This window comes from Collinsella aerofaciens (assembly GCF_015546965.1).
GTDB classification, from domain to species: Bacteria; Actinomycetota; Coriobacteriia; order Coriobacteriales; family Coriobacteriaceae; genus Collinsella; species Collinsella aerofaciens_X.
On record NZ_JADMUF010000009.1, the window covers coordinates 23,072 to 46,174 of the forward strand.

Genomic DNA, 23,103 nt, shown 5'->3' on the forward strand with positions numbered 1-23,103 from the left:
TGGAAGAGAGCCATGATAGGGATCGGGATCGATATCGGGTCTACGGCGGCTAAGGCTGCTGTGGTCGACGGGGAGGGTTCGGTGGCGTGGACGTGCGTGCAGCCAACCGGGTTCTCCTCGGTCGATGCTTCCGAGCGGCTGCGCGAGGCACTGGCAGCGGCCGGCTATGACGTGACGGCCGAAGATGCTCGCGTGGTCGCGACTGGCTACGGCCGTGTTGCCGTGCCCTATGCGCACAAGGTCGTGACCGAGATCACCTGCCACGGCACCGGTGCCGTGCGTCTGTTTGGTGACCATGGCACCGTGATCGATGTGGGTGGTCAGGACACCAAGGTCATCCAGCTTAAAGGCGGCCGCGTGGCCAAATTTGCCATGAACGACAAGTGCGCCGCCGGCACGGGGCGCTTTTTGGAGATCATGGCCGACCGCCTGGGCATTACCCAGCAGCAGATGGCAGACCTCGCCCGCACCGGCGAGCCTACCAAGATTTCCAGCATGTGCACGGTGTTTGCCGAAAGCGAGGTCATCAGCCTGATCGGTCGCGGCGAGCCGCGCGAGAACATTGCGCGTGGCGTGATCGACAGCGTGGTCTCGCGCGTGGCGACCATGGCCGGGCAGGCCGCGGGCGCTCCATACTACCTGACCGGTGGCCTGTGCGAGAATGCCTTCGTGGTGGAGCGGTTGGGCGAGCTACTGGGGTCGCCGGTGACCACCTCGCCCCAGGCTCGCTTTGCCGGTGCCATCGGCGCGGCGATTCGCGCCGCCGCCTTGGCCTAGGGGTGTACCGCGACATGCGCATCCTCAATATCTCGGCACAAAAACCAGATAGCACCGGCAGCGGCACCTACCTTGCCGCGCTCGTGCGCGAACAGATCGAGACGGGGCATCGCGCCGCCGTGCTTTGCGGCGCGGCTCCGGGTGATACCCAAGGCGAGCTGGACCGACGTGCTGCCGTGTTTGCCGTACCGTTCGAGTCGCCCGAGCTGCCGTTTCCCATCTGCGGTATGTCCGATGTCATGCCCTATCCCTCTACACGCTATCGTGATCTGACGCCTTCGATGCTCAAGGCATTTGAGCGGGCATTTGCTGCTGCAATCGATCGGGCGGTGGCTGAGTTTCGGCCCGATCTGGTGCTCTGCCATCACCTGTATCTGGTGACCGCATTGGCGCGCGAGTGTGTCCGGGGCGTGCCAGTTGTTGCAGTGTGCCATTCGACCGACCTGCGCCAGCTGCGTTCGCATGCGCTCGAGCGCGATCGCATCGTAAGTGCGGTTCGTCGGCTCGATGCCGTCTTTGCGCTCCATGCTGAGCAGGCTGAGCAGATTAGCCTGGTGTGCGGCGTCGATACCGATCGCATCCACGTGATTGGGACGGGCTACGACCATCGCGTCTTCTGTCGCGACGCAAGCGTGGCGAGGCAGCCGGGATCGCTTGTGTACGTGGGCAAGATTTGCTTTAAAAAGGGCGTCGAGTCGCTGGTTCGAGCCGTGTCATTGCCGATTGACGATGGCGTCCGCCCATCTGGCTTGGTACTTGTGGGCGGCCGCGGGGACGATGCCGAGTACGCGCGTATCGAGCGCTTGACCGCGGCCTCGGATGTGCCGGTGACGCTGGCGGGGCGCCTGGATAGCGATGAGCTCGTGCGTGCCTACCGCAGTTCCGACGTTTTTGTGCTGCCTTCGTTTTACGAGGGTCTGCCGCTCGTGACGATTGAGGCCCTCGCGTGCGGCTGCAAAGTTGTGGCGACCGATTTGCCCGGCGTTCGTCCCTGGATGGAGGCGATGCTTCCCGGTGCTCCCGTGACGTGGGTGGCGTCGCCGCGTATGACGGATGTCGACACGCCCGTGGCGGCCGACCTTCCGTTGTTTGAGCGCGCACTGGCAGATGCTATCGCGCAGGCGCTTGCGGCTCCGCCTTCGACGTTCGAGCCGTCGGCGGTCTCTTGGGAAGCGTGCCTGGCGCGTATACTTAAAGTCGTTGATTTGTTGGAAGGGAGGTTCGTATGGCTAAGGACACCATGAGGCTCACGTCTATGACGGCCGCGAGCGGTTGAGCCGCTAAGTTGGCTCCTGGAGCCCTCGCCCAGGTCCTGGGCGACTTGCCAAATGTGCATAACGACAACTTGCTCGTGGGGTTCGATACCTCTGACGATGCGAGTGTCTTCCGCGTAGGGGAGAACCTGGGGCTTGTGCAGTCCATCGACTTCTTCCCGCCGATGGTCGACGACCCGTTTCTGTTTGGCCAGATTGCCGCGGCCAACTCGCTGTCGGACATCTACGCCATGGGCGGGCGGCCGAGCCATGCCATGAACCTACTCTGCATACCCAGTTGTCTGGGCATCGAGGTTGCCGGTCAGATTCTGGCGGGCGGCGCCGACAAGTGCGTCGAGGCGGGTTGCTCCATCGCGGGCGGCCATACCATCAACGACGACGAGCCCAAGTACGGCCTGTCCGTGAGCGGCTTTGTCGCGCTCGACCGCATGCTCGCCAACAGCGGCGCGCGCGTGGGCGATGTCCTGCTGCTGACCAAAGCGGTCGGCTCGGGCATTATCACCACGTCCATTAAGGGCGAGCTTATCGAGCAGGACGAGGCCGCAGCCATGTTTGACTCGATGCGCACGCTCAACGAGGCGCCGATTCGTCTGTCCGAGGGACTTGAGCTTCACGGCTGTACCGATATCACAGGCTTTGGCCTGATCGGGCATGCATGCGAGATGGCCGAGGGTTCGGGCGTGCAGATTGAGCTTGCGTCCGGGGTGGTGCCGCTCTTTGATCAGGTGCTCGACATGGCGCGTCTGGGCATTATCCCGGCGGGTGCCTACCGCAACCAGGACTTCTTTGGCCCGCGCGTGGCGGCCGACGATGACTTGGAGCCGAGCATGTTGGATGCACTGTACGATCCGCAGACCTCGGGCGGGTTGCTCATTGCGGCGTCTGCCGCCGATGTGGATGAGCTTGCGAGCCGCCTGCATGCCGAAGGTCGCATCGCCGCCGTTGTCGGTCGCGTGTGCGAGCCGGTGCCGGACGGTCCCGCTGTTCGCGTTGTACGTTCGTTGTAATCGTTAATTTGACCGCCGCGTTCTGGGGCGGTCTCATTCGAAAGGAATAACTATGTCTACCAAAATTGAAGTCAATGCCATGGGCGATGCCTGCCCGCTGCCCGTCGTCAAGACGCTTAAGGCACTCAAACAGCTTAATGGCGAGGGCGCCGTCGTGACTGCGGTCGATAACGAGACCGCCGTCAAGAACATCTCCAAGATGGCGCAGGAGAAGGGCTGCACGGCCTCGGTCGAGAAGATCTCGGACGCCGAGTGGCACGTGACTGTCGTGACCGCCGGTGCCGTGGCCGTTGCGGACCCCGAGCAGGACGGTGTTGCTTTTTGCGACGCCAGCGCCGGCAAGGGCAAACTCGTCATTTCCGTCTACACCGATTGCATGGGCCGTGGCGACGACGAGTTGGGCCACAAGCTCATGAAGGCGTTTATCTTTGCCGTGACGCAGCAGGAGGAGCTGCCCGCGACTATGCTGTTCTACAACGGCGGCGCCAAGCTCACCGTCGAGGGCTCGCCGGTGCTCGACGACCTGAAGGGCCTGGCCGAGCAGGGCGTCGAGATCCTCACCTGCGGCACCTGCCTCGATCACTATGGCATTAAGGACCAGCTGGCGGTGGGCGAGGTCACCAACATGTACGTGATCGTGGAGAAGATGGAGCAGGCCGTGCGCGTTGTGCGCCCGTAGCGTATTGGTTGGAGTTGCCATGAGGGAGAAGCGCCCGGCGCTTGTCATCACGTTTCCTACCACGGCGGCCGCCATGGGCTGCGAGTCCCTGTGTATCGAGCGCGGCCTTCCCGGGCGAACGATTCCCGTGCCCGGGGAGGTCGCCGCTGGCTGCGGTCTGGCGTGGAAAGCCCTGCCTGCAGATGAGGACCTGCTGCGCGGCGAGCTTGCTGCGGCAGGCGTTCCCACTGAGGGCTTTACGGTGATCGACATGTGGGAGGTCGTGCGATGATCTACCTGGATAACGCGGCGACGACTATGCATAAGCCGCAAACGGTCATCGATGCCGTGACCCAGGCGATGTGCTCGCTCGGCAATGCCGGACGCGGCGCGACGTCGGGTGCGCTCGATGCGGCGCGTACCATCCACGGCTGCCGCGCCAAGCTTGCGCGCTTGCTGGGCTGCCCGCGGGCCGATCATGTTTGTTTTACGCCCAACTCCACCGCGGCGCTCAATACCGTCATCAATGGCGTGGTGCGCCCCGGCGACCGCGTGGTCACGACGGTGCTCGAGCACAACTCCGTGCTGCGTCCGCTCAACCGCCTGGCGGCAGAGCAGGGCGTGACCGTTGAGCATGCGGGCTGCGACGCGAACGGCGTGCTCGACTACGACGAGCTCGAGCGGCTGGTCACGTCCGGTACGCGCGCCGTGGTGGTGACGCACGCCTCCAATGTGACCGGTAACGCGGTCGACATTGCGCGCGTGGTGGCCATCGCGCATGCGGCCGGCGCGTTGGCGATCGTCGATGCTTCGCAGTCTGCCGGCACGGCGAAGATTGACATGCGGGGCATGGGGCTCGACATTGTATGCTTTACCGGCCATAAGGGGCTTATGGGTCCGCAGGGTACCGGTGGCCTGGCCGTGGCTGAGGGCGTCGACGTGGCGCCGTGGGCCATGGGCGGCACGGGTGTGCACAGCTTCGATGCGTTGCAGCCGATGGAGTGGCCTACGCGACTGGAAGCGGGCACACTTAACGGCCATGGTATCGCAGGTCTTTCCGCCGGTCTCGACTTTATCGAGGCCCAGGGCGGGGTTGAGGCGATTGCGGCTCACGAGCGCGCGCTGGCCGATCGTTTCCTCGCTGGCGTGCGCGAGATTCCGGGCATTACGCTCTACGGCGCCTTTGACCAGCCAGCGCGCTCGGCAATCGTTTCGCTCAACGTGGGCGATGTCGATTCGGCTGAGATTTCCGACGCGCTTATGCAAGGGTGGGGGATTGCGACGCGCCCCGGTGCCCATTGCGCTCCGCTCATGCACCGCGCGCTGGGGACCGAGCGCCAGGGCGTGGTTCGCTTCTCGTTTGGTTATTTCAACACGGATGAGGAAGTCGACACGGCGATTGAGGCTCTGCGCGATTTGAGCTGCGATTAGACCAACCTTCTGCGCCCTTAGATAAACCGTTTGCGCAACCTTCCCGCATTGTCGCTTATACAGGGTATTGTGAGATGATGGCCCGCACTGGGTCCTCGGTATCTTTGCGAATTGCGGGAAGGTTCCTATGAACAGGATCACTGCTGCCCTCTATAGGTTTTTGGTCGTCTATCTTTCGGTCGCGATGGTCGTGACCTCGATACCCCTTGCGCCCAGCACGGCCTATGCCGATGATACCGAGGCGCTTGCTGTCGAAAACGAGGCCCAAGAGACCGACTCGGACTCTGACGCTGATGCCAAGACGGGCGATAGCGCGTCGTCTTCGGGGGAGGGCGGTTCATCCGCAACTTCCGACACGACTGATGACGCTCAGAACAAATCGTCCAGCTCTGATGCCAGCACTCCCGCGTCGAGTCTGGCCCAAGACCTTGCGGGCGCTGCTACCGATTCGGATGCCGCAAGGAGCCTGGCTGCTACGGCGGAGCCCCCGTCCGACGACAGCGAAGTCGATGCCCTCACGTACGAGCCAACGGTCTACGAGTATGCCAAGTTCATGCCGAACTACTATCTGTATCCGTGCGACGCAGACGGAAATCTCACGGTAGAGGTTGATGAGAACAACCCGCGCGAGAACTCCGTCGACGGCCGAATGGTAACGAATTTGATTATCGATTACAGGACGGATCTGGTCGACGTACAGCTCTGTGCCGATTCGACTAATCTGCGCTCAGTGCGCTTTGAGAACAGTTCAATTTCTAAAATCGGAACACACGCCTTCTATAACTGCCCGAACCTTACCGATATCAGCCTTTCCGGTATGGCTATCGGTCACATCGGGAAAGAGGCATTCTATGGCTGCAAGTCGCTTACGAGTTTGAACATCAACGAGGTTGCCACCATTGGCTCTATGGGCGACGCCGCGTTTGCCGAGAGTGGACTGGTGTCGACGGGACTCGATAAGGTTGTTGGCCTCACGTCGATTCCTCTCATGGCCTACGACGGCTGCAAGGCTCTGACCGATACTGGTCTGGATAAGAATACCTCCATCACATCAATCGGTGCCGACGCGTTCAATAACTGCTCGCGCCTTGCGACGACGGGACTCGAGAGCAATACAACGGTCGAGACGCTCCGCGAATGCTGCTTCTCTGGGACCAATATGAGCGGCGGGCTGGCGCTGCCCCTTTATTCCAAGATCGAAGAACTGCCGAGTTGTGCGTTCTCTGACTCTAAGCTCGAAACCGTGTACCTTGGGTGTGACCATGCGGTGCTCATTAATTCCACCACGTTTCCCAAGTACGACATGACGGTTATGGTTCCAGCCAAGATGGTTTCGCAATACGAAAGCGGCCGCCCCAAAGAGGTTTGGGAGAGTTGCAATGGCAGCCTGCCCGTTCCCGTGGGCAAGGTGCTCCAAAAGATTAAGGTCTCGCGCGATCCCGACAAGATGACCTATCAGCAGGGTGACACCATTTCGCTCGAGGGCATGAGCGTCACATTTCAATATCCTCATTCGACGACGGATGGCGACTACGAGGCTCTTATAAAGGAAGAGCTCGGCGAGTACTTTACGGCGTCCCCCTGCGACGGCGACGTCTTCGATGACTCGATGGACGGAGAGCCCATACAGCTGGTGTATGACGACGGCTACACACGCCTTGTCACGTACAGCAAGGGCAACCTGCAGCAGGCGGCCTACGAGTATGCCAAGCTCATGCCCAACTACTATCTGTATCCGTGCGACGCAAACGGAAACCTTACGGTAGAGATTGATGAGAACAACCCGCGCGAGAACTCCGTCGACGGTCGAATGGTAACGAATTTGATTGTCGATTACGGAGTGGATGAAGTCGATGCACAGCTCTGTGCCGACTCGACCAATCTGCGCTCAGTGCGCTTTGAGAACAGCTCCATTTCTAAAATTGGACTGCACGCCTTCTATAATTGCCCGAATCTCACCGATATCAGCCTTTCCGGCATGACCATCGGTACCATCGGGAAAGAGGCATTCTATGGCTGCAAGTCGCTTACGAGCCTGAATATCAACGAGACCGCCACCATCGGCTCGATGGGCGAGGCTGCTTTTGCCGGGAGCGGGCTGGTTTCGACGGGACTCGACAAGATTGTTGGCCTCACATCGATTCCCGACAGGGCCTACGACGGCTGCAAAGCTCTGACCGATACCGGTCTGGACAAGAACACCTCCATTACATCGGTTGGCGTTTGCGCGTTCAGACACTGCTCGAGCCTTGCTACCACGGGGCTCGAGAGCAATACAACAGTCGAAACGCTTGGCCACACCTGCTTCTATGGCACTGACTTGAGTGGCGGGCTGACGCTTCCCTATAACTCCAAGATCGAGGAGCTGCCGGACAAGGCGTTTTGCGACACCAATCTCGAGACCGTATTTCTTGCCTGCAACCATGCGGTGCTCATTAACACCGACACGTTTCCCAAGTACAACATGACGGTTATGGTCCCCGCAAAGATGATTCCGAAGTATGCTAACGGGCATCCCAAAGCTGTTTGGGAGAGGTGCAATGGCTGCCTACCCGTCCCGGTGGGCAAGGTGCTCAAGAACGTTGAAATCTCGCACGATCCTACCAACATGACCTATGAGCCCGGGGACACCATTTCGCTCGAGGGGATGAGCGTCGAGCTCGATTACCCGCATTCGGTATCGATTTGGAACTACGAGGCCCTCATAAAGGAAGAGCTCGGCGAGTACCTTACGGCGACTCCCTGCGACGGTGATGTCTTTGACGAGTCGATGGACGGACAGCCCATCAAACTCGTGTATGACGATGGCTATTCGCATTTTGAAACCCAGACCAAGGGCACGCTACAGCTTAAGAAGCCCGCGCCGACATCGTTCCAGATCTCCTATGCCCAAACGATCGACAAAGGCGAACGCAAGCTGATGGACGGCGTTGAGCTGCCCGATGTTTCTGGCTCGATGACGCTCGATGCGGGCACCGAGGTCACGCTCGATGCCGGTTCTTTGGGGATGCTCAACGACAACCTTACCTTTAAGGGCTGGTATGATACCGAGTCCGGCGAGTACATTTCCAAAGAGACGGTCTACACGTTTACGCCGAATAAGGATCTGTCCCTCGAGGCGCGCTTTAAGCTCAAGGACTATGCGGTGCATGTCAACGATGCGCAGGCGACCGATTCGTCGCAGGATTTTGCGCACCTGAGTGTTGCCGCCCAAAACTGCTATCGCAATGCCGGCGAGACGGTTGAGGTTTCCGCCGTCACGGACAATGCCCTGTTCCTGGGCTGGTATCTGGGCGAGGGCGATGATGCGTACGCCGTGAGCGATCAGCTCGACTTTACCTATACGGTGGACAAGGCGGACGCGATTGTGTCCGAGGACAAAACTGACGCGAGGATCGAGATCACGCCGCGCTACTGCGCCCCGCAGGCGAGCGTTGTGCTGAGTGTGGACGGGGTCGATGAGGACGGGCAGCCGCTCGGACAGTTTCTCTCTACCGGTCTTTACGGTATTGGGTCGCGCGTAACGGTCGTGGCGGTGCCAATGCCTGGCTATGTGTTTGACTACGCGACCGATGCCCTCGGCAATGTTGTCTTTACCGGCGACGATGGTCCGTCCTACACGTTTGTGCTCGAGGGGGATGTGCAGTATACCGCGCATTTCCGCGAGGCGACTGACCCCGACGAGTCACTCGCGGCGCTTAAGGCCGCGCTCATCGCCGCGATTACGGCTGCGGCCGTCCTCGCTACCATGTATGGGCTGGGCGAGATCGTCGACCCCATCGCGGCCGATGCGGTAATCGAGATCGGTATGGCCGACAACATCGAGGATGTTGCCGCTGTGGGCACCAAGGTGCTCAAGGAGATTAAAGACATCATCGACGACCACAAGAAGCCCAAGCCTCATGGCGACCACAAGATCGAAATTATTGCCACCGCGCAGCCCGAGGTTGGCGGCGTCGTTACCGGAGGCGGTATCCACTATGAGGGGACGGTCGCCACGCTCGAGGCTGTCGCAAATCCCGGCTATCGCTTCGTATGTTGGAAAGAGAACGGCGTCGAGGTCTCGACATCTCCTCTCAAGACGATGACGATCACGGACCTGACGCCCGAGGTCGTAAAAATGACAGCCGTCTTTGAGAAAAAAGTCGAGGTCACGGCGGTCGCCGAAGCCGATGGCATCCAGGCCGATTTTTCGACAGGCTGCACCGCAAGCCCTGTAAAGCAGAGCATTACGCGTGGCGACCAGGCCATGGTCACCGCGAGCGAGGGCCCCGACTATGCCTTTGTGGGATGGTTCGAGGACGGTATCGAGGTTTCGCCCGAGCGTACGTATATCTTTAAGGCTGAGGTCGATCGCCATCTGGTTGCACGTTTCCGCAAGGCGGACAAGACCATTCTGGTAAACACCGATCCCTTCGACAGCGCCGAGGTCCTGTGCGATGGCTTGCCGGTCGTGGACGGCAAGGTTCGCGCGAAGGATGGAGACATTCTCACGTTTACGGTGCGGCCCAAGGTGCGCCCCGACAATCCGGAGAAGACGTACCGGTTTGTGGAGTGGCGCGAAACCGATGCACAGGGCATCACGATTGCCAACAAGCAGGAAGTTTGCGAATACCGCGTTAACGGCAATGCCCGGATCGAGGCCGTGATGGACGGCAGGGATACGCATACTGTGCGTGCCGAGGCCGACCCGCTCGAGGGCGGCACCGTTACGCTGAAGCGCGGCGAGACTGCCGGCATGGTGCTCGAGGTTCCCGAAGGCGAGCGCGTGACCGCGGAGGCCACGCCATCCGAGGGCTATATCTTTGACGGTTGGTATCTGAGCAACGGCGGTTCGGATGTTACCTCGACGCTGGTTTCGAGCGAGCGCTCCTATTCCTTTGAGCCCATTACCGACTGCGTGATCCAAGCAAAGTTTACGCGTGCCTGCAAGGTGGACGTTGTCGTTGAGCCTGCCGCGGCCATGGCGGGCAAGTATTTGGTGCACGGCGAGGGCTACTGCATGAAGGGCGAGCCTGCCACGCTGAGCATTGAGCTCACGGCCGAGGCGAGCAAGCAATTTACCTTTAAGGGCTGGTACGACGCCAAGACGGATCTGCTTTTAGGTACCGACCCGAGCTACCTTGAGTTCTATCCCGAGGACGTGGAATGTACCGTGCGTGCGGTGTTTGAGGAAAACACGTATACCGTGGAGGCAAAGGCCAAGAAGACCTTTGTGGAGCGCGGTACGGTCGAGATCGAGGGGCATCCGGGGGCATCTTCGGTTACCTGCGGATACGGCGATACGGTGATACTCAAGGCGAAGCCCAACGACGGCTACCGCTTTGACCATTGGAAGGATGACTCCGGTGAGGAGTACGACACCGCCGAGCTGGTTGTTAAGGTTACCAAGAGCGATACCTATACCGCGATCTTTACCGACTCAAAGCCCGAGGTCATGGTCACGGCCGATTCGTGGCTCGGCGGTACCGTGACGTGCAACGGGACCGTGGTGAAGCCTACGACCGATAAGTTCAAGCTGGGGGAGACCCTTACCCTGACGGCCAAGGCCCATCCAGGCTTTTTGTTCTGGGGTTGGTACGTCAATGGTCGCCTGAAGAGCCTTAAGCACGAGACCTCGTTGGTCGCCAAAGCTCGCGGTAAAACCGGGCACTGCGTTATTACCGCGGCCTTTGTGCCTATTGATACCGTCTGCGTGCCCCTCGCCGATCCTGCGGAGGGCGGCACCGTCAAGGCGAGCCGAATCCTTGCCGACCGCGGCGCGGAGGTTGCCCTTAAGGCGACGCCCAATCCCGGTTACGTCTTTACTGGTTGGTATACGGCCGACGGCACGTTTGAGTCTGCCGATGCGGAGTTCACCTGCCATCAGGAGCGCACCCATGTGCACGTCGCTCGCTTTATGGCAAAAAGCTATGAAGTCGACGCCACGACGGTAGTCGATTCCGGCACCGGTTCGCTGGTCGAATCGAGCGTCGCCGGCTGGGTCGAGGGTACAGGTACCGTTGAGGCGGGGCACGCCGCCACGCTGACGGCGCACACGCTTTCGGGCTTCGCGTTTGAGTATTGGGCCGATGCTTCGGGCGCCGTGGTAAGCCGTGACAGCACCTATCACGTGGTGCCGACGTCTGACACGACGCTCCAAGCCGTGTTCTCGGCAAAACAATACACGGTGGACGTCTCGTGCGAAGAGAGCATGGGCTCGGTCGAGGGAGCGGGGACGTATGCCGCCGGGCAAGTTGTCACCGTGCGTGCGGTCGCCGCCGAGGATACGGCTTTTGTGGGCTGGTTCCGTAACGGTACGTGTGTGAGCTCTAAGAAAACCTATCGATTTACCGTGCGTGAGGACACGTCGCTCTACGCCGTCTTTGCATCGGGTTCGTATGTCGTGCATACCGTTGCTTCGCCTGCCGAGGGTGGAGCCGTGAGCGGCTTTGGCGGCTATGAGTCCGGTGATCGCGCAACGCTTCGTGCGATCGCCAGCACCGGGTATTCGTTTGCGGGTTGGACGGACGACAAGGGCGAGACAGTCAGCGAGAACGCCGACTATACCGTTAAGGTCACGGGCGATGCCACCTATATGGCGACCTTTGCGCCTAAGTCCTACCAGGTCGTTTTGAGCGCGAGTGACGATAGCGTGGGCACCCTGAGCGGCGAGGGCTCTTATCAATTCGGCGATACGGTCGAACTCAACGCTACGCCCATGGGGACTAAGCGTTTTGTTGGCTGGTATGTTCTGGACACCGAGGGCAACAAGTCACTGCTGAGTTGTGACGCCCATTGCTGGGTTAAGCTCGACAAGGATATGGTTGAGGGGCTCGAGGACGACACGCTGGATATTCAGGCTGTGTTTGCCGATCCGTACGAGGTGACCGTTTCGGGCGAGGTCGTGGTGAAGGACAAGGCTTCGAGCAGGGGCTGCCGTGTTACGGGCAGCGGCAGCTTTGCCGTAGGCGATCAGGTGGAGCTGACGGCTGTGGCCGGTATGGGCTATCGCTTTGTGGGCTGGAGCACCGACAAGGAGGGTACCTCGATTGTCGAGACCGCGACGACCCTCGATGTGACCGCCACGCAAGATATGACGTACTACGCGCAGTTCGAATCCGATGGACAGGTGACCATCACCGTCACGGGGTCGTCCATCTTCCGCGGTACGGCCCTTCTGGTCGACGGCATTCCTGCCGGTAGCAGGTCCTACGACAGGGGCGACATGTATATGGCGATCGCGATTCCGTGGAAGAAGTACCACTTCTCGCACTGGGTCGACGATGCGGGCGTCACGGTGAGCTATAGCGCGTTCTATATCGGCACCGCCAAGGAGAACAGGCAGCTCACGGCTGTGTTCTATGAGACGGGCTGCGATGTGCAGGTCGCGACGTACCCCAAGGGTGCGGGCTTTAGCATGGTTGCGCTCGGTACCGGCAGCTCCTACCACTCCGCGGCGATTATGTTTACCGTGCCGCATAAGGGCTGGAAGTTTAAATACTGGGTTGACGAGAACGGCCTGCCTGTGGGCTTTACGCCGGTGATCAACCGCGTAGTGTTCGGCAACCGTACTTTTACGGCCGTTTATGAGCGGGCGTCGATGACGGTCACGGCGGTGGATTCGCGTCAGGGCGGGCACGTCGAGGGTTCCTTCGAGGACGAATCTCTGGGCTATGCCGTGACCAACGAAGTCGAGAACGGTGAGTCCACGACCCTGACTGCCGTTCCCGATGCGGGCTATGTGTTCGATGGGTGGTATACGCGTAACGATGACGGGTCGTTGGGCGATGAGCCGCTGAGCACGGATGCAGTTTGGACGTTTGTCCCCGAAGACAACATGACCGTCGAAGCGCGCTTTGCGGAGGCACCCAGGTACAAGGTGACGGCGCAGGCGGTCAACGGATCGGTTGATCCAGAGACTGCTTCGGTCGCTACGGATGGCAAGGTGACGCTTTCGGCGACGCCCGATGAAGGCTGCTACCTGACGCGCGTGACCGTTGCGGAAAAGGCTGGCGAGGACGGTTCGGCCGGCAATGCCTATGACCTCGATATTTCCGACTACCAGGGCGGGGCGTACGAGGTCACACTGAGCGGCGTGAGTGCTCCGCAGCAGGTCACGTTTGAGTTTGCGAAGGCTGCGGCTCCGAAGGTGCTTGCCCAGCCTCAGGATGCGAGTGCTTACGAGGGCGATCCGGTTGAGCTTTCGGTCGCCGCCGAGGCGGGGCGTAACGTTCGCGCCCACGCCGCCGTATCTTCGGGTTCTGCCGCCGACGTTATGCTGGGCTACCAGTGGTATCGCGTGACTGCCGATGGCGGCAAGTCGGTGGCGTTGAAGGGCGAGACCGGGGAGACCCTCTCGATTGCCCAGCTCGACAGCGAGGGCGAGGGCGAGTATTTCTGCCGCATTACGCAGAGCTATCTGGGCACGGTGACAAAGACGGATACCAAGCATGCGACGGTGTCCATCGTGCCGCGAGAAGCACTTGTATTTAACGGGCGTGTGCTGCCGGTGGCGACCGCTCACGATGAATACCGTGCGCAGATTGCCGGCGCTACGGGCGGCAAGGCACCGTATGCGTATAACTTGGATGATGTTGAGGTTCCTGAGGGCATGCGGCTGACGCTGGCAGATGACGGATCGGGCGCCTTGGTGCTCTCGGGCGTGCCTGCGGCTACGGGTGTTTGTCGCTTTAAGATTTCGTGCACCGATGACCTGGGTAATAAGCGCGTAGCGCATTTTGTGCTGGTCGTGAAGGCGAAGGAACCATCGCTCGCGTTTGAAGGCCAGAGCTTTGTCTATAACGCGACGGCGCAGGCCCCGGAGCTTTCGGGTGTGCCCGAGGGTTGCGAGGACGATGTCAAACTGACCTATGTTGGCACGGGCGATACGCATTACTCGTCGGATCAGGCGCCGGTGGATGCCGGCACGTATCGTGCGGTGGTGACGCTCGACGCCAAGGGATATGTCGGTAATGCCTCCTGTGACTTCACGATTGAGAAGGCCCCGGTCGATATTTCGATCGAGACGTCTGATGTGACATACGATGGCGCACGACACGGTGCGGCGGTTGCGGTTGCCGGCCTTGATGCGTCTGCCTATTCCGTTACCTATCGCGGCATAGATGGAACGTCCTATGGTCCGACGGCGCTGGAGCCGTGCGACAGTGGCAACTACCGCGTCACGGTTAAGGTGACTGACTCCAACTATCAGGGTAAAAAGTCCGCCGAGTTCTCGATTGCAAAGGCAAGCCAGGTCATTACGGGAACGACGAGCTATTCGGGTGTGTACGGTGGAGACCCCATTGTGTTTAACAACGTTGCCCAGACTCCCGTGAGCTTTGAGCTGGTCGATTCCGATGACGATGCGAGCCCGGTTTCGATTAAGGGACGCTGTGCGACGGTGAAGGCCGCCGGTACGGCGCATGTTGTCGCCCATGCCGCTGCCTCGCGTAACTATCTTGCCGCCGAGGACGTCGAGTTGACGGTTTCCGTTGCACCTGCCCAGTTACTGGTGAAGGTCGACGATGCCGAGCGCTTTGAGGGTCAGAAGAACCCCGAGTTTACCTCCAGCTTGGTGAGTCGTTGCGACACGTCGGACGTAAAGGTTACGTACTTCTGCTCGGCGAATGAGAAATCGCCGGTGGGTGAGTACCAGATCGACGCGGCGGTCGCCGATCCGAACTATGATGTCGCAGTCGACCCCGGCACGCTGACGGTCAAGAAGAAGCCCGAGCACTACAAGGTGACGGCGAAGGCAGTCAACGGTTCGGTCGACAATGCTTCGGTTTCGGTTGTTGTGGGCGGGGACGCGATCCTCTCGGCGACGCCCGACGAGGGCTGCTACCTCGAGCGCGTGACGGTCGCGCAGGCAGGCTCGGATGCGACCGTTGACCTCGACATTTCTGATTACAAGGGCGGGGCGTACGAGGTCACGTTGAGCGATGTCACCGCATCGCAGGAGGTCACGTTCGAGTTTGCGAAGGCGGACGCTCCGCGTGTGGTCGCGCAGCCGCAGGACGTAAGCGTCCATGAGGGCGATTCGGCTGTGCTCTCGGTTGCGGCCGAGGCAGGCAAGAACGTCGACGATCACGCGGCCTCGTCCACGGGTTGCGCTGCCGAGATTGAGCTTTCCTATCAGTGGTTCCGCATGGTGGATGGCGAGGCCGTGGCGCTCGAGGGCGAGACGGGGGAGACGCTCTCGCTCGCGGACCTCGATGGCGAGCAGGCCGGCGAGTATTTCTGCCGCATTACTCAGCACTACCTTGGTATTGAGAAGCAGACGGACAGTGATTGTGCCTCCGTCTCCATCGTGCCGTGGGACACCCTTGTGTTTAACGGCGACCTGCTGCCGGCAGCGAGCACCCACAGCACGTACCTCGCAACGATTGCCGGGGCCACGGGCGGCAAGGCTCCATACGAGTACGCATGGGATAAGACGAAGCTCCCCGACGGGTTCAAACTCTCCCGTACTTCGGGCGGCCTGACGCTCTCCGGTGTTCCGTCCAGGACGGGCGTTTCCACCTTCGATATCACGTGCACGGATGCCCGTGGCGAGGCCGTGACTGCCTCCTTTGCGCTCGTTGTCCAGGCAAAGCGCGTAAAGCTATCGTTCACGGATGGCGACTTTACCTTTAATGGTGCGCCGCAGGCGCCCGAAGTTTCCGGTGCCCCCAAGGTCTGCAAAGGCGACCTTAAGGTCTGGTACTTCGGTACCGGAAGCACGCAATATTCCTCGACGGAGGCCCCGACTGATGCCGGCACGTACCGCGCTGTGGTAACGTTGCGAAGCCATGGTTACGCCGGTGCCGCTGCCTGTGAGTTCGAGATCGCTCCGGCAAAGCTCAAGGTGAAGGTTGACGACGCCGAGCGCTTCGAGGGGGAGGCGAACCCAGCGTTTACCTCGAGCCTAGAGAGTGCGGTTGACACTTCGGGCGTGAAGGTCGAGTACTCCTGCGATGCCGATGAGAGCTCTCCTGCTGGCGAGTACCAGATCGGCGCGACGGTCACCGACCCGAACTTCGATGTCGAGGTCGTGCCCGGAACGCTGACGGTGAAAAAGAAGCAGGAGCCCGTCGATCCCGACCCGGTGGTTCCGGACCCGGACAACCCGGATCCCGATCAGCCTGATCCTGGTCCTAACCCCGATCCGGATAATCCGGAGCCCGATAACCCTGATCCGGGCCCCAAGCCTGATCCTGATAATCCCGATCCGGACAACCCCGAGCCCGATAACCCGAACAAGCCCGAACGCTTTGAGGTGACGACAAAGGCGGTCAACGGATCGGTCGACAACGCTTCCGTCACCGTTGATTCCGGCGGCGACGTGACGCTCTCGGCGATGCCTGACGAGGACTGCTACCTCGAGCGGGTGACGGTCACGGAAGCCGGCTCGGACAAGGCCATCGATCTCGATATCTCCGGCTATGAGGGCGGAGCGTACGAGGTCACGCTGAGTGGCGTCACTGCGTCGCACGAGATTACGTTCGAGTTCGCGAAAGCAGACGCTCCGAAGGTGATCGCGCAGCCACAGGACGCGAATGCCCACGAGGGCGATGCTGTTGTGCTCTCGGTTGCTGCCGAGGCGGGCAAGGGCGTCCTCGACCACGCGTCCTCGTCCACGGGTTCTGCCGCTGTTGTCGAACTGTCCTATCAATGGTTCCACATGGTGGGAGGCGAGGCCGTGGCGCTCGGGGGCGAGACGGGGGAGACACTCCTCATTGAGAACCTTGATGACTATTGCGCCGGCGAGTATTTCTGCCGCGTCACCCAGCGCTATCTCGGCACCGAGGCGCAGGTGGAAAGCGATCGCGCTGTCGTTTCCGTTGTGCCCCGGGATGCCCTCGTGTTCAACGGCGGTCTGCTGCCGGTCGCACGCGCGCATAGCACGTATCGCGCGACGATTTCGGGTGCCGCGGGTGGCGAAGCTCCGTATGAGTACGCGTGGGACGACGCTAAGCTCCCCGACGGGTTTAAGCTCACCCGCACAGCGGGCGGTCTGACGCTCTCGGGCGTCCCGTCCAAGGCCGGAGTGTCTACCTTTGACATCACGTGCAAGGACGCTCAGGACAAGACCGTGACCGCGCACTTCGTTCTGGTCGTTCAGGCGAAGCGGGTTGAGCTCGCGTTTGAGGGCGGTAACTTCGTCTACAGCGGTGATGCCCAAGCGCCCGAGGTCACGGGGGCTCCCGAGGCCTGCGAGGGTGATCTGAGGGTTAGGTATTACGGGACGGGTGGCACGCACTATTCGTCAAGTGAGGCCCCGACCGATGCCGGCACGTACCGCGCTGTAGCCACGTTGCGAAGCAACGGGTATATCGGCGCCGCCTCGCGCAAGTTCAAGATTACGCCGGCGAAGCTTAAGGTGAAGGTCGACGATGCTGAACGCTTCGAGGGGGAGATGAATCCCGCCTTTACCTCAAGCCTAAAGAGCTCGGCCGATACCTCGGGCGTGAAGGTCGAGTACTCCTGCGTCGCCGATGAGAGTTCCCCGGCGGGCGAGTACCAGATCGAGGCGACGGTCACCGACCCGAACTTTGATGTCACGGTTGAGCCCGGTACGCTGACGGTGAAGAAGCAGGAGCCTGTCAACCCGGACCCGGTGGTTCCCGATCCGGACAAGCCCGAGCCCGACCAGCCTGACCAGCCGGACCCGGGCAAGCCTGAGCCCGATAAACCGGAGCCTGATCAGCCGGACAAGCCGGACCCGGAAAACCCGGATAAGCCCGAGCCTGACAACCCGAGTAAGCCAGAGCCGGAAAAGCCCGGAACGCCCGATTCCGACCAGCCGGATTCAAAGGATCCGACAAAACCCGGTAGCTCGGATGACTCCGCAGCCGATAAGGCAAAGGCATCGGGCGCGGAAAACTCCGGCAAGAAGGAGTCTTCCAAGTCGAGCGCTCAGCAGCTCGCCGATACGGGCGATCGTGCGCCGTTGGCTGTCGCTGTGGCCGCGGGTGCTGTTGCGCTTGTCGCGCTGGGGCTCGAGCTGCTGCGTCGCCGCCATCCGGGCGCGTAGTGCACTCGCTTGGCAGCCAGATTGACGCCCTGGCAGGATGTAGCCTGCTAAAGCGTTTATACTTGCGGGACGGGTATTTTGCCCGTCCCGTTTTTGTTTCGACCCGAAAGGTGTGCCTATGGCCTCATCTGCACCGCGCGGTCTGCGCTCCGACCATGTCGTTACCGTCGGCATCGCTCTATTCTCGATGCTCTTTGGCGCAGGCAACTTGATTATTCCGCCGCTGTTGGCGCTTCAGGCAGGTTCTGCCACGCCGGTCGCCATGCTCGGCTTTCTGATTGCCGCCATCGGCCTGCCCGTCATGGGCTTTATCGCTGTGGCACTTGCCGGTACGGCGCGTGAGCTTGCCGGTCGCGTGCACCCCAAGTTCGGTGAGTTCTTTGTCGCGGCGGTTTACCTGGCCATCGGCCCGTGCCTGGCTATTCCGCGCACGAGCTCCACGGCGTTTGAGATGCTGGTACCGTTGCTGCCCGAGGGTGTTTCGCTTGGCACCGCGCGCTTGGTCTTCGCCGTCGCCTTCTTCGTGGTCGCATTTGCACTTACGCTGCGCCCCGGCGTCATCACGCGCGTGCTCGGTCGCATTACTGGCCCCGCGCTCATTGCGCTCATCGTACTCGTTGTCGGCGCCGCCGTGATTTCGCCGCTGGGACCGGCTGCTGCCCCGCAAGCTCCCTATGATGCCGGCGTTGCGGTCCAAGGCTTCTTGACCGGCTACCAGACCATGGACCTGCTTGCGTCGCTCGCCTTCGGCATCATCATCGCCGAGACCATTCACGAGCTGGGTGTTACCGATGACAAGCGCGTGGCCTTTGAGATTTCGCGCTCCGGTGTGATCGCCGGCGTGCTCATGGCCATCATCTATTGCGGCTTGGCTCTTGCCGGCATGCAGCTCGGCACCGTGATGCCCGACGCCACCAACGGCGCTGCCATCCTTGCTCGCTCGGCCTCCATGCACTTTGGCCTTGCCGGCACGGTTGTGGTCTTCGCCATCTTCTTCCTCGCCTGCATGAACGTGTGCATTGGCCTCATTAGTTGCTGCGCGCGCTATTTCTGTGAGACGTACGTGGTTGAAGGGGGAGCGGAGGTCTCCGAGGAGGCCATGCGCCGCCCCTTCGCGATTCTCGCCTTTGTGTTCGCGGCGTTTTCGTGCGTGCTCTCCAACGTGGGCCTCGACGTGATCCTTATGTTCTCGGTGCCCATGCTCAACGCCTTGTATCCCGTCGCCATCGTGCTGGTTCTCATGGGTTTGGTACACGGCTTTTGCGACGCTCATCCGCAGGTGTGGGTCTGGGTCGGCGGTGTGGTTGCCGTGCAGAGCGTGATTACCTCGGTCCGCGATGCGTTCTTTGCGGGTGCCTGGCTGCCGTTCGATGCTTTGCCGCTGGCGGACATCGGTGCCGCATGGGCGCCGGTCGCCGTGGTGGCGTTTGCGATCGGCCTGGCCCACAGCCAGTTTGTCGCACATTCGAGGAGCTAGGGTTTCTGCGCTTGCACAGGCGGGGAGTCTCCCCTATAATTTCCTTCGCTTTGGGACACGCAAGGTTTAGACCTTAGCTGCTCAACACCTTCGGGACGTGGCGCAGTTTGGTAGCGCGCCTGCTTTGGGAGCAGGATGTCGCAGGTTCAAATCCTGTCGTCCCGACCATATCTTGCGGGCGTAGTTCAATGGTAGAACCCCAGCCTTCCAAGCTGATGACGCGGGTTCGATTCCCGTCGCCCGCTCCATAAGATAGTTTTAACGGCTTTGGCTCTATTTGGTGCCAGAGCCGTTTTCATATACATGCCGGGGACCCCACATCCCCTCCTAAGTTGCGGTGAAATACGGACTGTTTTTCGGCTTTTATGGCCCATGTAGTCCGTATTTCACCGCAACTATTTGTAAGGTTGGATTTTGACGCCGTTGGGAGGGTCGTAGCGACCGTCTACCGAGAGTGGAAATATTTTTTGAAGCTCTGACCTGCGGCGTCAAGCTTTTGGTCAGCTTTTGGCAAGGCCTGCGGACGGAAGCATGCGATAGCGTAATGGTATTCTCTCCGCCGTGATGGTTATGGGGTTGGCCATGCTCGATAAAGGCAAACATTTTCCGCAGTCATATGCAAGGATGCTATTCTCGGCCGTTGGAATTCATCAAGATGGACAGCTGCTTATAACAATTGATCCTTGGGATGAACGCCGTGCGCGTGAGCTTATGCAGGAAGAGCTCATGCTTCGTCTTTACAACCACGTGTATGCGGATCCGGTCTATTGGAATAATCTTGGGGTTGAAGATCGCATCTTTCAGCTGGCATCCGCTATTGCGGTCGTTGAACCGGATGCTGTGTTTTGCGGATCGACAGCAGCGCTGCTCTACGGCATCGGCTCGGCGTATACGCTTCTGGATAAAGTGCAAGTACTGCTGCCACGGTCTACAAGGCGTGATACGTACGAGTTCGTTGAATACAAGCGCTGGCGGGCGGGCGAAGTGTGGCGGCTAGGTCTGTTTACACTGACGGATCCGTGTCGAACGGTTGTTGATATCGCCCGAACGAGCGCCTTTCGCTATGCGCTGGGCTTTGTCGATGGCTTGGCCCGTGAGTACGATGTCGAACGCGAAGAACTGCGAGCATATGCGCAGGCAAATTGCCGAGGGTTGCATGGCATCGCGCGTGCGTTTGATGTGTTCGAGTATATGGACGGAAGGTCGGACAACGGGGGAGAGTCCGAGGCGCGGGCAGCCATGATTCTTGCCGGCATTGCTGCGCCCGAGCTTCAGGTTGAGATTACTCGGCCAGGAAACGCTGGCTATTATCTGGCGGATTATGGTTGGCAGACGCCAGATGGGTCATGGATGTTGGCGGAGCTTCATGGTTTGGGCAAGTTCGAGGACGATACTCAAAACGATCTGGAGCATGCCGCGGCAAAAACCTATCGAGCTGCCTTATTACGCGATACGAACCTGCGTGCCATGGGTCATAACGTCATTCATTTCAAGCTGTCAGACACCTACGATGTCGAAGCATTCGGCGCTATGATGCGCGGTTACGGCATTCCAACAACAAAGCCTTTTGCGGATTCCTGATAGTAGGGACAACCAACTCCGCTGCCTAACAACAAGTTGCGGTGAAATACGGACTAAATGGCGGCTCAGAGGCATAAAACAGTCCGTATTTCACCGCAACTTAGGAGGGGATGGTTGTTAGCTGCGGGGGCGGTGACGCTGCTTGTCGGTTAGCTGCGGGGGCGGTGGCGGAGTTTGTCGATGGTGGCGTCGGTGGCGCGTTCGCGGGCTTCGGCTGCGTTGATGCGTTTGCGGCGGTAGTCGATCATGCCTTGGATGATGGGCTTGCCAAAGCTCACGACATCATCGTTGTAGATGGCGGTTCGGGCTGCGAGGAGGCAGTCGGTAAAGTCCATATGGGTCTTGCCGAAGAGTTTGACGGCAAGGGCGACAACGGTGGGCTCGTCGACCATCACGTCGTCGAGCAGTCTAGCCATGGCAGCCGCAATCTCTGTGCGGGGGACCTTATAGACTTCGCGCAGCGTGACGACGACGCGCGTGATGATTTCGGGGTAAACGCGAGCGGTGCGCGTGGCGATGACCTTGGCGGCGCGCGGTGACAGAACTTCGTCGTCGTCAAGCAGGTAACGTAGGATGACGGTCTCGTCGATGATGGTGCTACTCATGGATATCTACTTCCTCGGGACCCAAAACCGACTCGTCGCTTTCTGTAGCAAGGTACTCAATCCAGGCATTGCGCTCCTCGGAGCGGCGATTGGGGTCCCCGTATGCTTTGAGCAGTCCATAGGCGGCCGTGCCGTCCTTTGAGCGCACGGCGACCGGCTGAAAGGGGAGCTTGCGCATCAAAATGCTTTGCGCGACAAATAAGCGGACAGCCTCGGCGAGCGATGTGCCCATGGCGTCGTAGAGACGCTCGGCATGCTGCTTGTCTTCCTCGCGAATGCGCACCTGCAGGATGGCTCGTTTTTGAGTCGATGACATCACTGGCCTCCCTTAATGAGCGTGCAATTTGAATAGTCAAATACAACATCGGCTAATAATAGCCAATCTTACAACCACTACTTTATTGCACTAGAGTAATTGAGTGTAAACGATATTACAAACGTACTACATCCTTCAGAAACGAGCGTGAAATCTCCCTTGGATGTACGCATGTAATACACTCACCTTTATAGCTTCTAGAGAATAATTCCAACCTGCCAAAACCCCTGCAATACACCCGTATTGCAGGGCCTATGCTCAAGTTTGCCACCTGCAACTGCGTATATTTAACCTGTATATCGTTGGAGGAATTCTATCGAAGTGCCTGTTTCGCCGCATGCACTCGATACGCCGATGCCGGACCACGGGCGGTCCGGGGCAACGTCGACAGGGTCTCTCCGGCATGGGATTCAGGAGGGAGTGAACAACATGGGCAATAAACGAGTCGTAGCCGATTCCTCACGCTGCATTGGGTGCCAAACCTGTATGGCGGCGTGCATCGAGGCGCACGACATCCCCGGCAACATCGCCGCGCCGCGCCTGCGCGTGACGCGTACGTACGAGATCTCCGCACCGGTGGCTTGCCATCACTGCGAGGATGCCCCGTGCGCGAAGGCCTGTCCTACGGGCGCCTTGTTCTTTGATCCAAAGAACCATCGTATCGGCGTCAACGAGGACAACTGCATCGGCTGCAAGAGCTGCGTCATGGCATGCCCCTTTGGCGCCGTGAGCGTGGCGACCACGCAGGTTCCGGTCTTGATGGGCGACGTTCGCGTGGGTTCGCAGACCAAGAGCTTCGTGCTCAAGTGCGACCTGTGCGTGGACCGTCCCGGCGGTCCGGCGTGCGCCGAGGCGTGCCCGACCAAGGGCCTCACCCTGGTAGACGAGGAGCGCCTGGCGGAACTGACCGCCGAGCGTGCCCGCGCCACCATCGAAAACGAGGCGTAAGCGTTGGGGCGACAAGCCCAATGATTGTCAAA

At 60.3% G+C, this 23,103-nt stretch carries 12 protein-coding genes and 2 tRNA genes; 12 read left to right on the top strand and 2 right to left on the bottom strand.

Annotation, left to right across the window (positions count from 1 at the left end):
• The first annotated feature begins 12 nt into the window (after positions 1-12).
• The 11 genes from I1M21_RS07195 (at position 13) to I1M21_RS07245 (ending at position 21,202) form a co-directional block, all read left to right on the top strand.
• Positions 13-777: an acyl-CoA dehydratase activase gene (locus tag I1M21_RS07195; protein ID WP_195193034.1), complete on the top strand. Its 765-nt coding sequence runs from the start codon at positions 13-15 to the stop codon at positions 775-777.
• Positions 778-791: 14 nt separating this feature from the next.
• Positions 792-2,021: a glycosyltransferase family 4 protein gene (locus I1M21_RS07200; protein WP_195193035.1), complete on the top strand. Its 1,230-nt coding sequence runs from the start codon at positions 792-794 to the stop codon at positions 2,019-2,021.
• Positions 2,003-3,058, top strand: a complete 1,056-nt coding sequence (selD, locus tag I1M21_RS07205; protein ID WP_195193036.1) for a selenide, water dikinase SelD — start codon at positions 2,003-2,005, stop codon at positions 3,056-3,058. Before I1M21_RS07200 ends, selD begins: the two co-directional genes overlap by 19 nt.
• A gap of 52 nt (positions 3,059-3,110) precedes the next feature.
• On the top strand, positions 3,111-3,737 hold the full coding sequence (gene yedF / locus I1M21_RS07210) for a sulfurtransferase-like selenium metabolism protein YedF (protein WP_195193037.1): 627 nt from the start codon (positions 3,111-3,113) through the stop codon (positions 3,735-3,737).
• 19 nt (positions 3,738-3,756) lie between these two features.
• The gene (locus I1M21_RS07215; protein ID WP_195193038.1) at positions 3,757-4,008 is read left to right on the top strand and encodes a putative Se/S carrier protein; all 252 of its coding nucleotides are present in this window, start codon (positions 3,757-3,759) and stop codon (positions 4,006-4,008) included.
• Entirely contained in the window at positions 4,005-5,147 is a 1,143-nt protein-coding gene (locus I1M21_RS07220; protein ID WP_195193039.1) for an aminotransferase class V-fold PLP-dependent enzyme, read from the top strand. The genes I1M21_RS07215 and I1M21_RS07220 overlap by 4 nt, the downstream gene beginning before the upstream one ends.
• Positions 5,148-5,274: 127 nt before the next feature.
• Positions 5,275-18,144 (top strand): InlB B-repeat-containing protein, encoded by a 12,870-nt coding sequence (locus I1M21_RS07225; protein ID WP_195193040.1) that lies wholly within the window; start codon positions 5,275-5,277, stop codon positions 18,142-18,144.
• 118 nt (positions 18,145-18,262) lie between these two features.
• Positions 18,263-19,621 (top strand): branched-chain amino acid transport system II carrier protein, encoded by a 1,359-nt coding sequence (brnQ, locus tag I1M21_RS07230; protein WP_195193041.1) that lies wholly within the window; start codon positions 18,263-18,265, stop codon positions 19,619-19,621.
• Positions 19,622-19,712: 91 nt separating this feature from the next.
• A tRNA-Pro gene (locus tag I1M21_RS07235) sits at positions 19,713-19,789 on the top strand.
• A 6-nt stretch (positions 19,790-19,795) separates the two neighbouring features.
• Positions 19,796-19,869: transfer RNA gene (locus tag I1M21_RS07240), tRNA-Gly, on the top strand.
• A 334-nt stretch (positions 19,870-20,203) separates the two neighbouring features.
• A complete protein-coding gene (locus I1M21_RS07245; RefSeq protein ID WP_195193042.1) occupies positions 20,204-21,202 on the top strand; it encodes a hypothetical protein in 999 nt (332 codons plus the stop codon).
• Between the two features lie 149 nt (positions 21,203-21,351).
• Here the strand turns inward: I1M21_RS07245 and I1M21_RS07250 are convergent, their stop codons facing one another.
• Positions 21,352-21,807, bottom strand: coding sequence for a type II toxin-antitoxin system VapC family toxin (locus I1M21_RS07250; protein WP_195193043.1), 456 nt, complete (start codon positions 21,805-21,807; stop codon positions 21,352-21,354).
• Positions 21,800-22,123, bottom strand: a complete 324-nt coding sequence (locus tag I1M21_RS07255) for a type II toxin-antitoxin system RelB/DinJ family antitoxin (protein WP_138112252.1) — start codon at positions 22,121-22,123, stop codon at positions 21,800-21,802. Before I1M21_RS07255 ends, I1M21_RS07250 begins: the two co-directional genes overlap by 8 nt.
• Positions 22,124-22,552: 429 nt before the next feature.
• Between I1M21_RS07255 and I1M21_RS07260 the strand changes: the two genes are divergently transcribed.
• On the top strand, positions 22,553-23,071 hold the full coding sequence (locus I1M21_RS07260; protein ID WP_022095206.1) for a 4Fe-4S dicluster domain-containing protein: 519 nt from the start codon (positions 22,553-22,555) through the stop codon (positions 23,069-23,071).
• Positions 23,072-23,103 lie beyond the last annotated feature (32 nt).

Excerpts from the sequence above, each read along its gene's own strand:
- I1M21_RS07215 (WP_195193038.1), top strand. The coding sequence starts at position 3,757 with ATGAGGGAGAAGCGCCCGGCGCTTGTCATCACGTTTCCTACCACGGCG.
- I1M21_RS07250 (WP_195193043.1), bottom strand. The coding sequence starts at position 21,807 with ATGAGTAGCACCATCATCGACGAGACCGTCATCCTACGTTACCTGCTT.
- I1M21_RS07260 (WP_022095206.1), top strand. The coding sequence starts at position 22,553 with ATGGGCAATAAACGAGTCGTAGCCGATTCCTCACGCTGCATTGGGTGC.
- I1M21_RS07195 (WP_195193034.1), top strand. The coding sequence starts at position 13 with ATGATAGGGATCGGGATCGATATCGGGTCTACGGCGGCTAAGGCTGCT.
- yedF (WP_195193037.1), top strand. The coding sequence starts at position 3,111 with ATGTCTACCAAAATTGAAGTCAATGCCATGGGCGATGCCTGCCCGCTG.
- I1M21_RS07225 (WP_195193040.1), top strand. The coding sequence starts at position 5,275 with ATGAACAGGATCACTGCTGCCCTCTATAGGTTTTTGGTCGTCTATCTT.
- I1M21_RS07220 (WP_195193039.1), top strand. The coding sequence starts at position 4,005 with ATGATCTACCTGGATAACGCGGCGACGACTATGCATAAGCCGCAAACG.
- I1M21_RS07200 (WP_195193035.1), top strand. The coding sequence starts at position 792 with ATGCGCATCCTCAATATCTCGGCACAAAAACCAGATAGCACCGGCAGC.
- I1M21_RS07255 (WP_138112252.1), bottom strand. The coding sequence starts at position 22,123 with ATGTCATCGACTCAAAAACGAGCCATCCTGCAGGTGCGCATTCGCGAG.
- I1M21_RS07245 (WP_195193042.1), top strand. The coding sequence starts at position 20,204 with ATGCTCGATAAAGGCAAACATTTTCCGCAGTCATATGCAAGGATGCTA.
- brnQ (WP_195193041.1), top strand. The coding sequence starts at position 18,263 with ATGGCCTCATCTGCACCGCGCGGTCTGCGCTCCGACCATGTCGTTACC.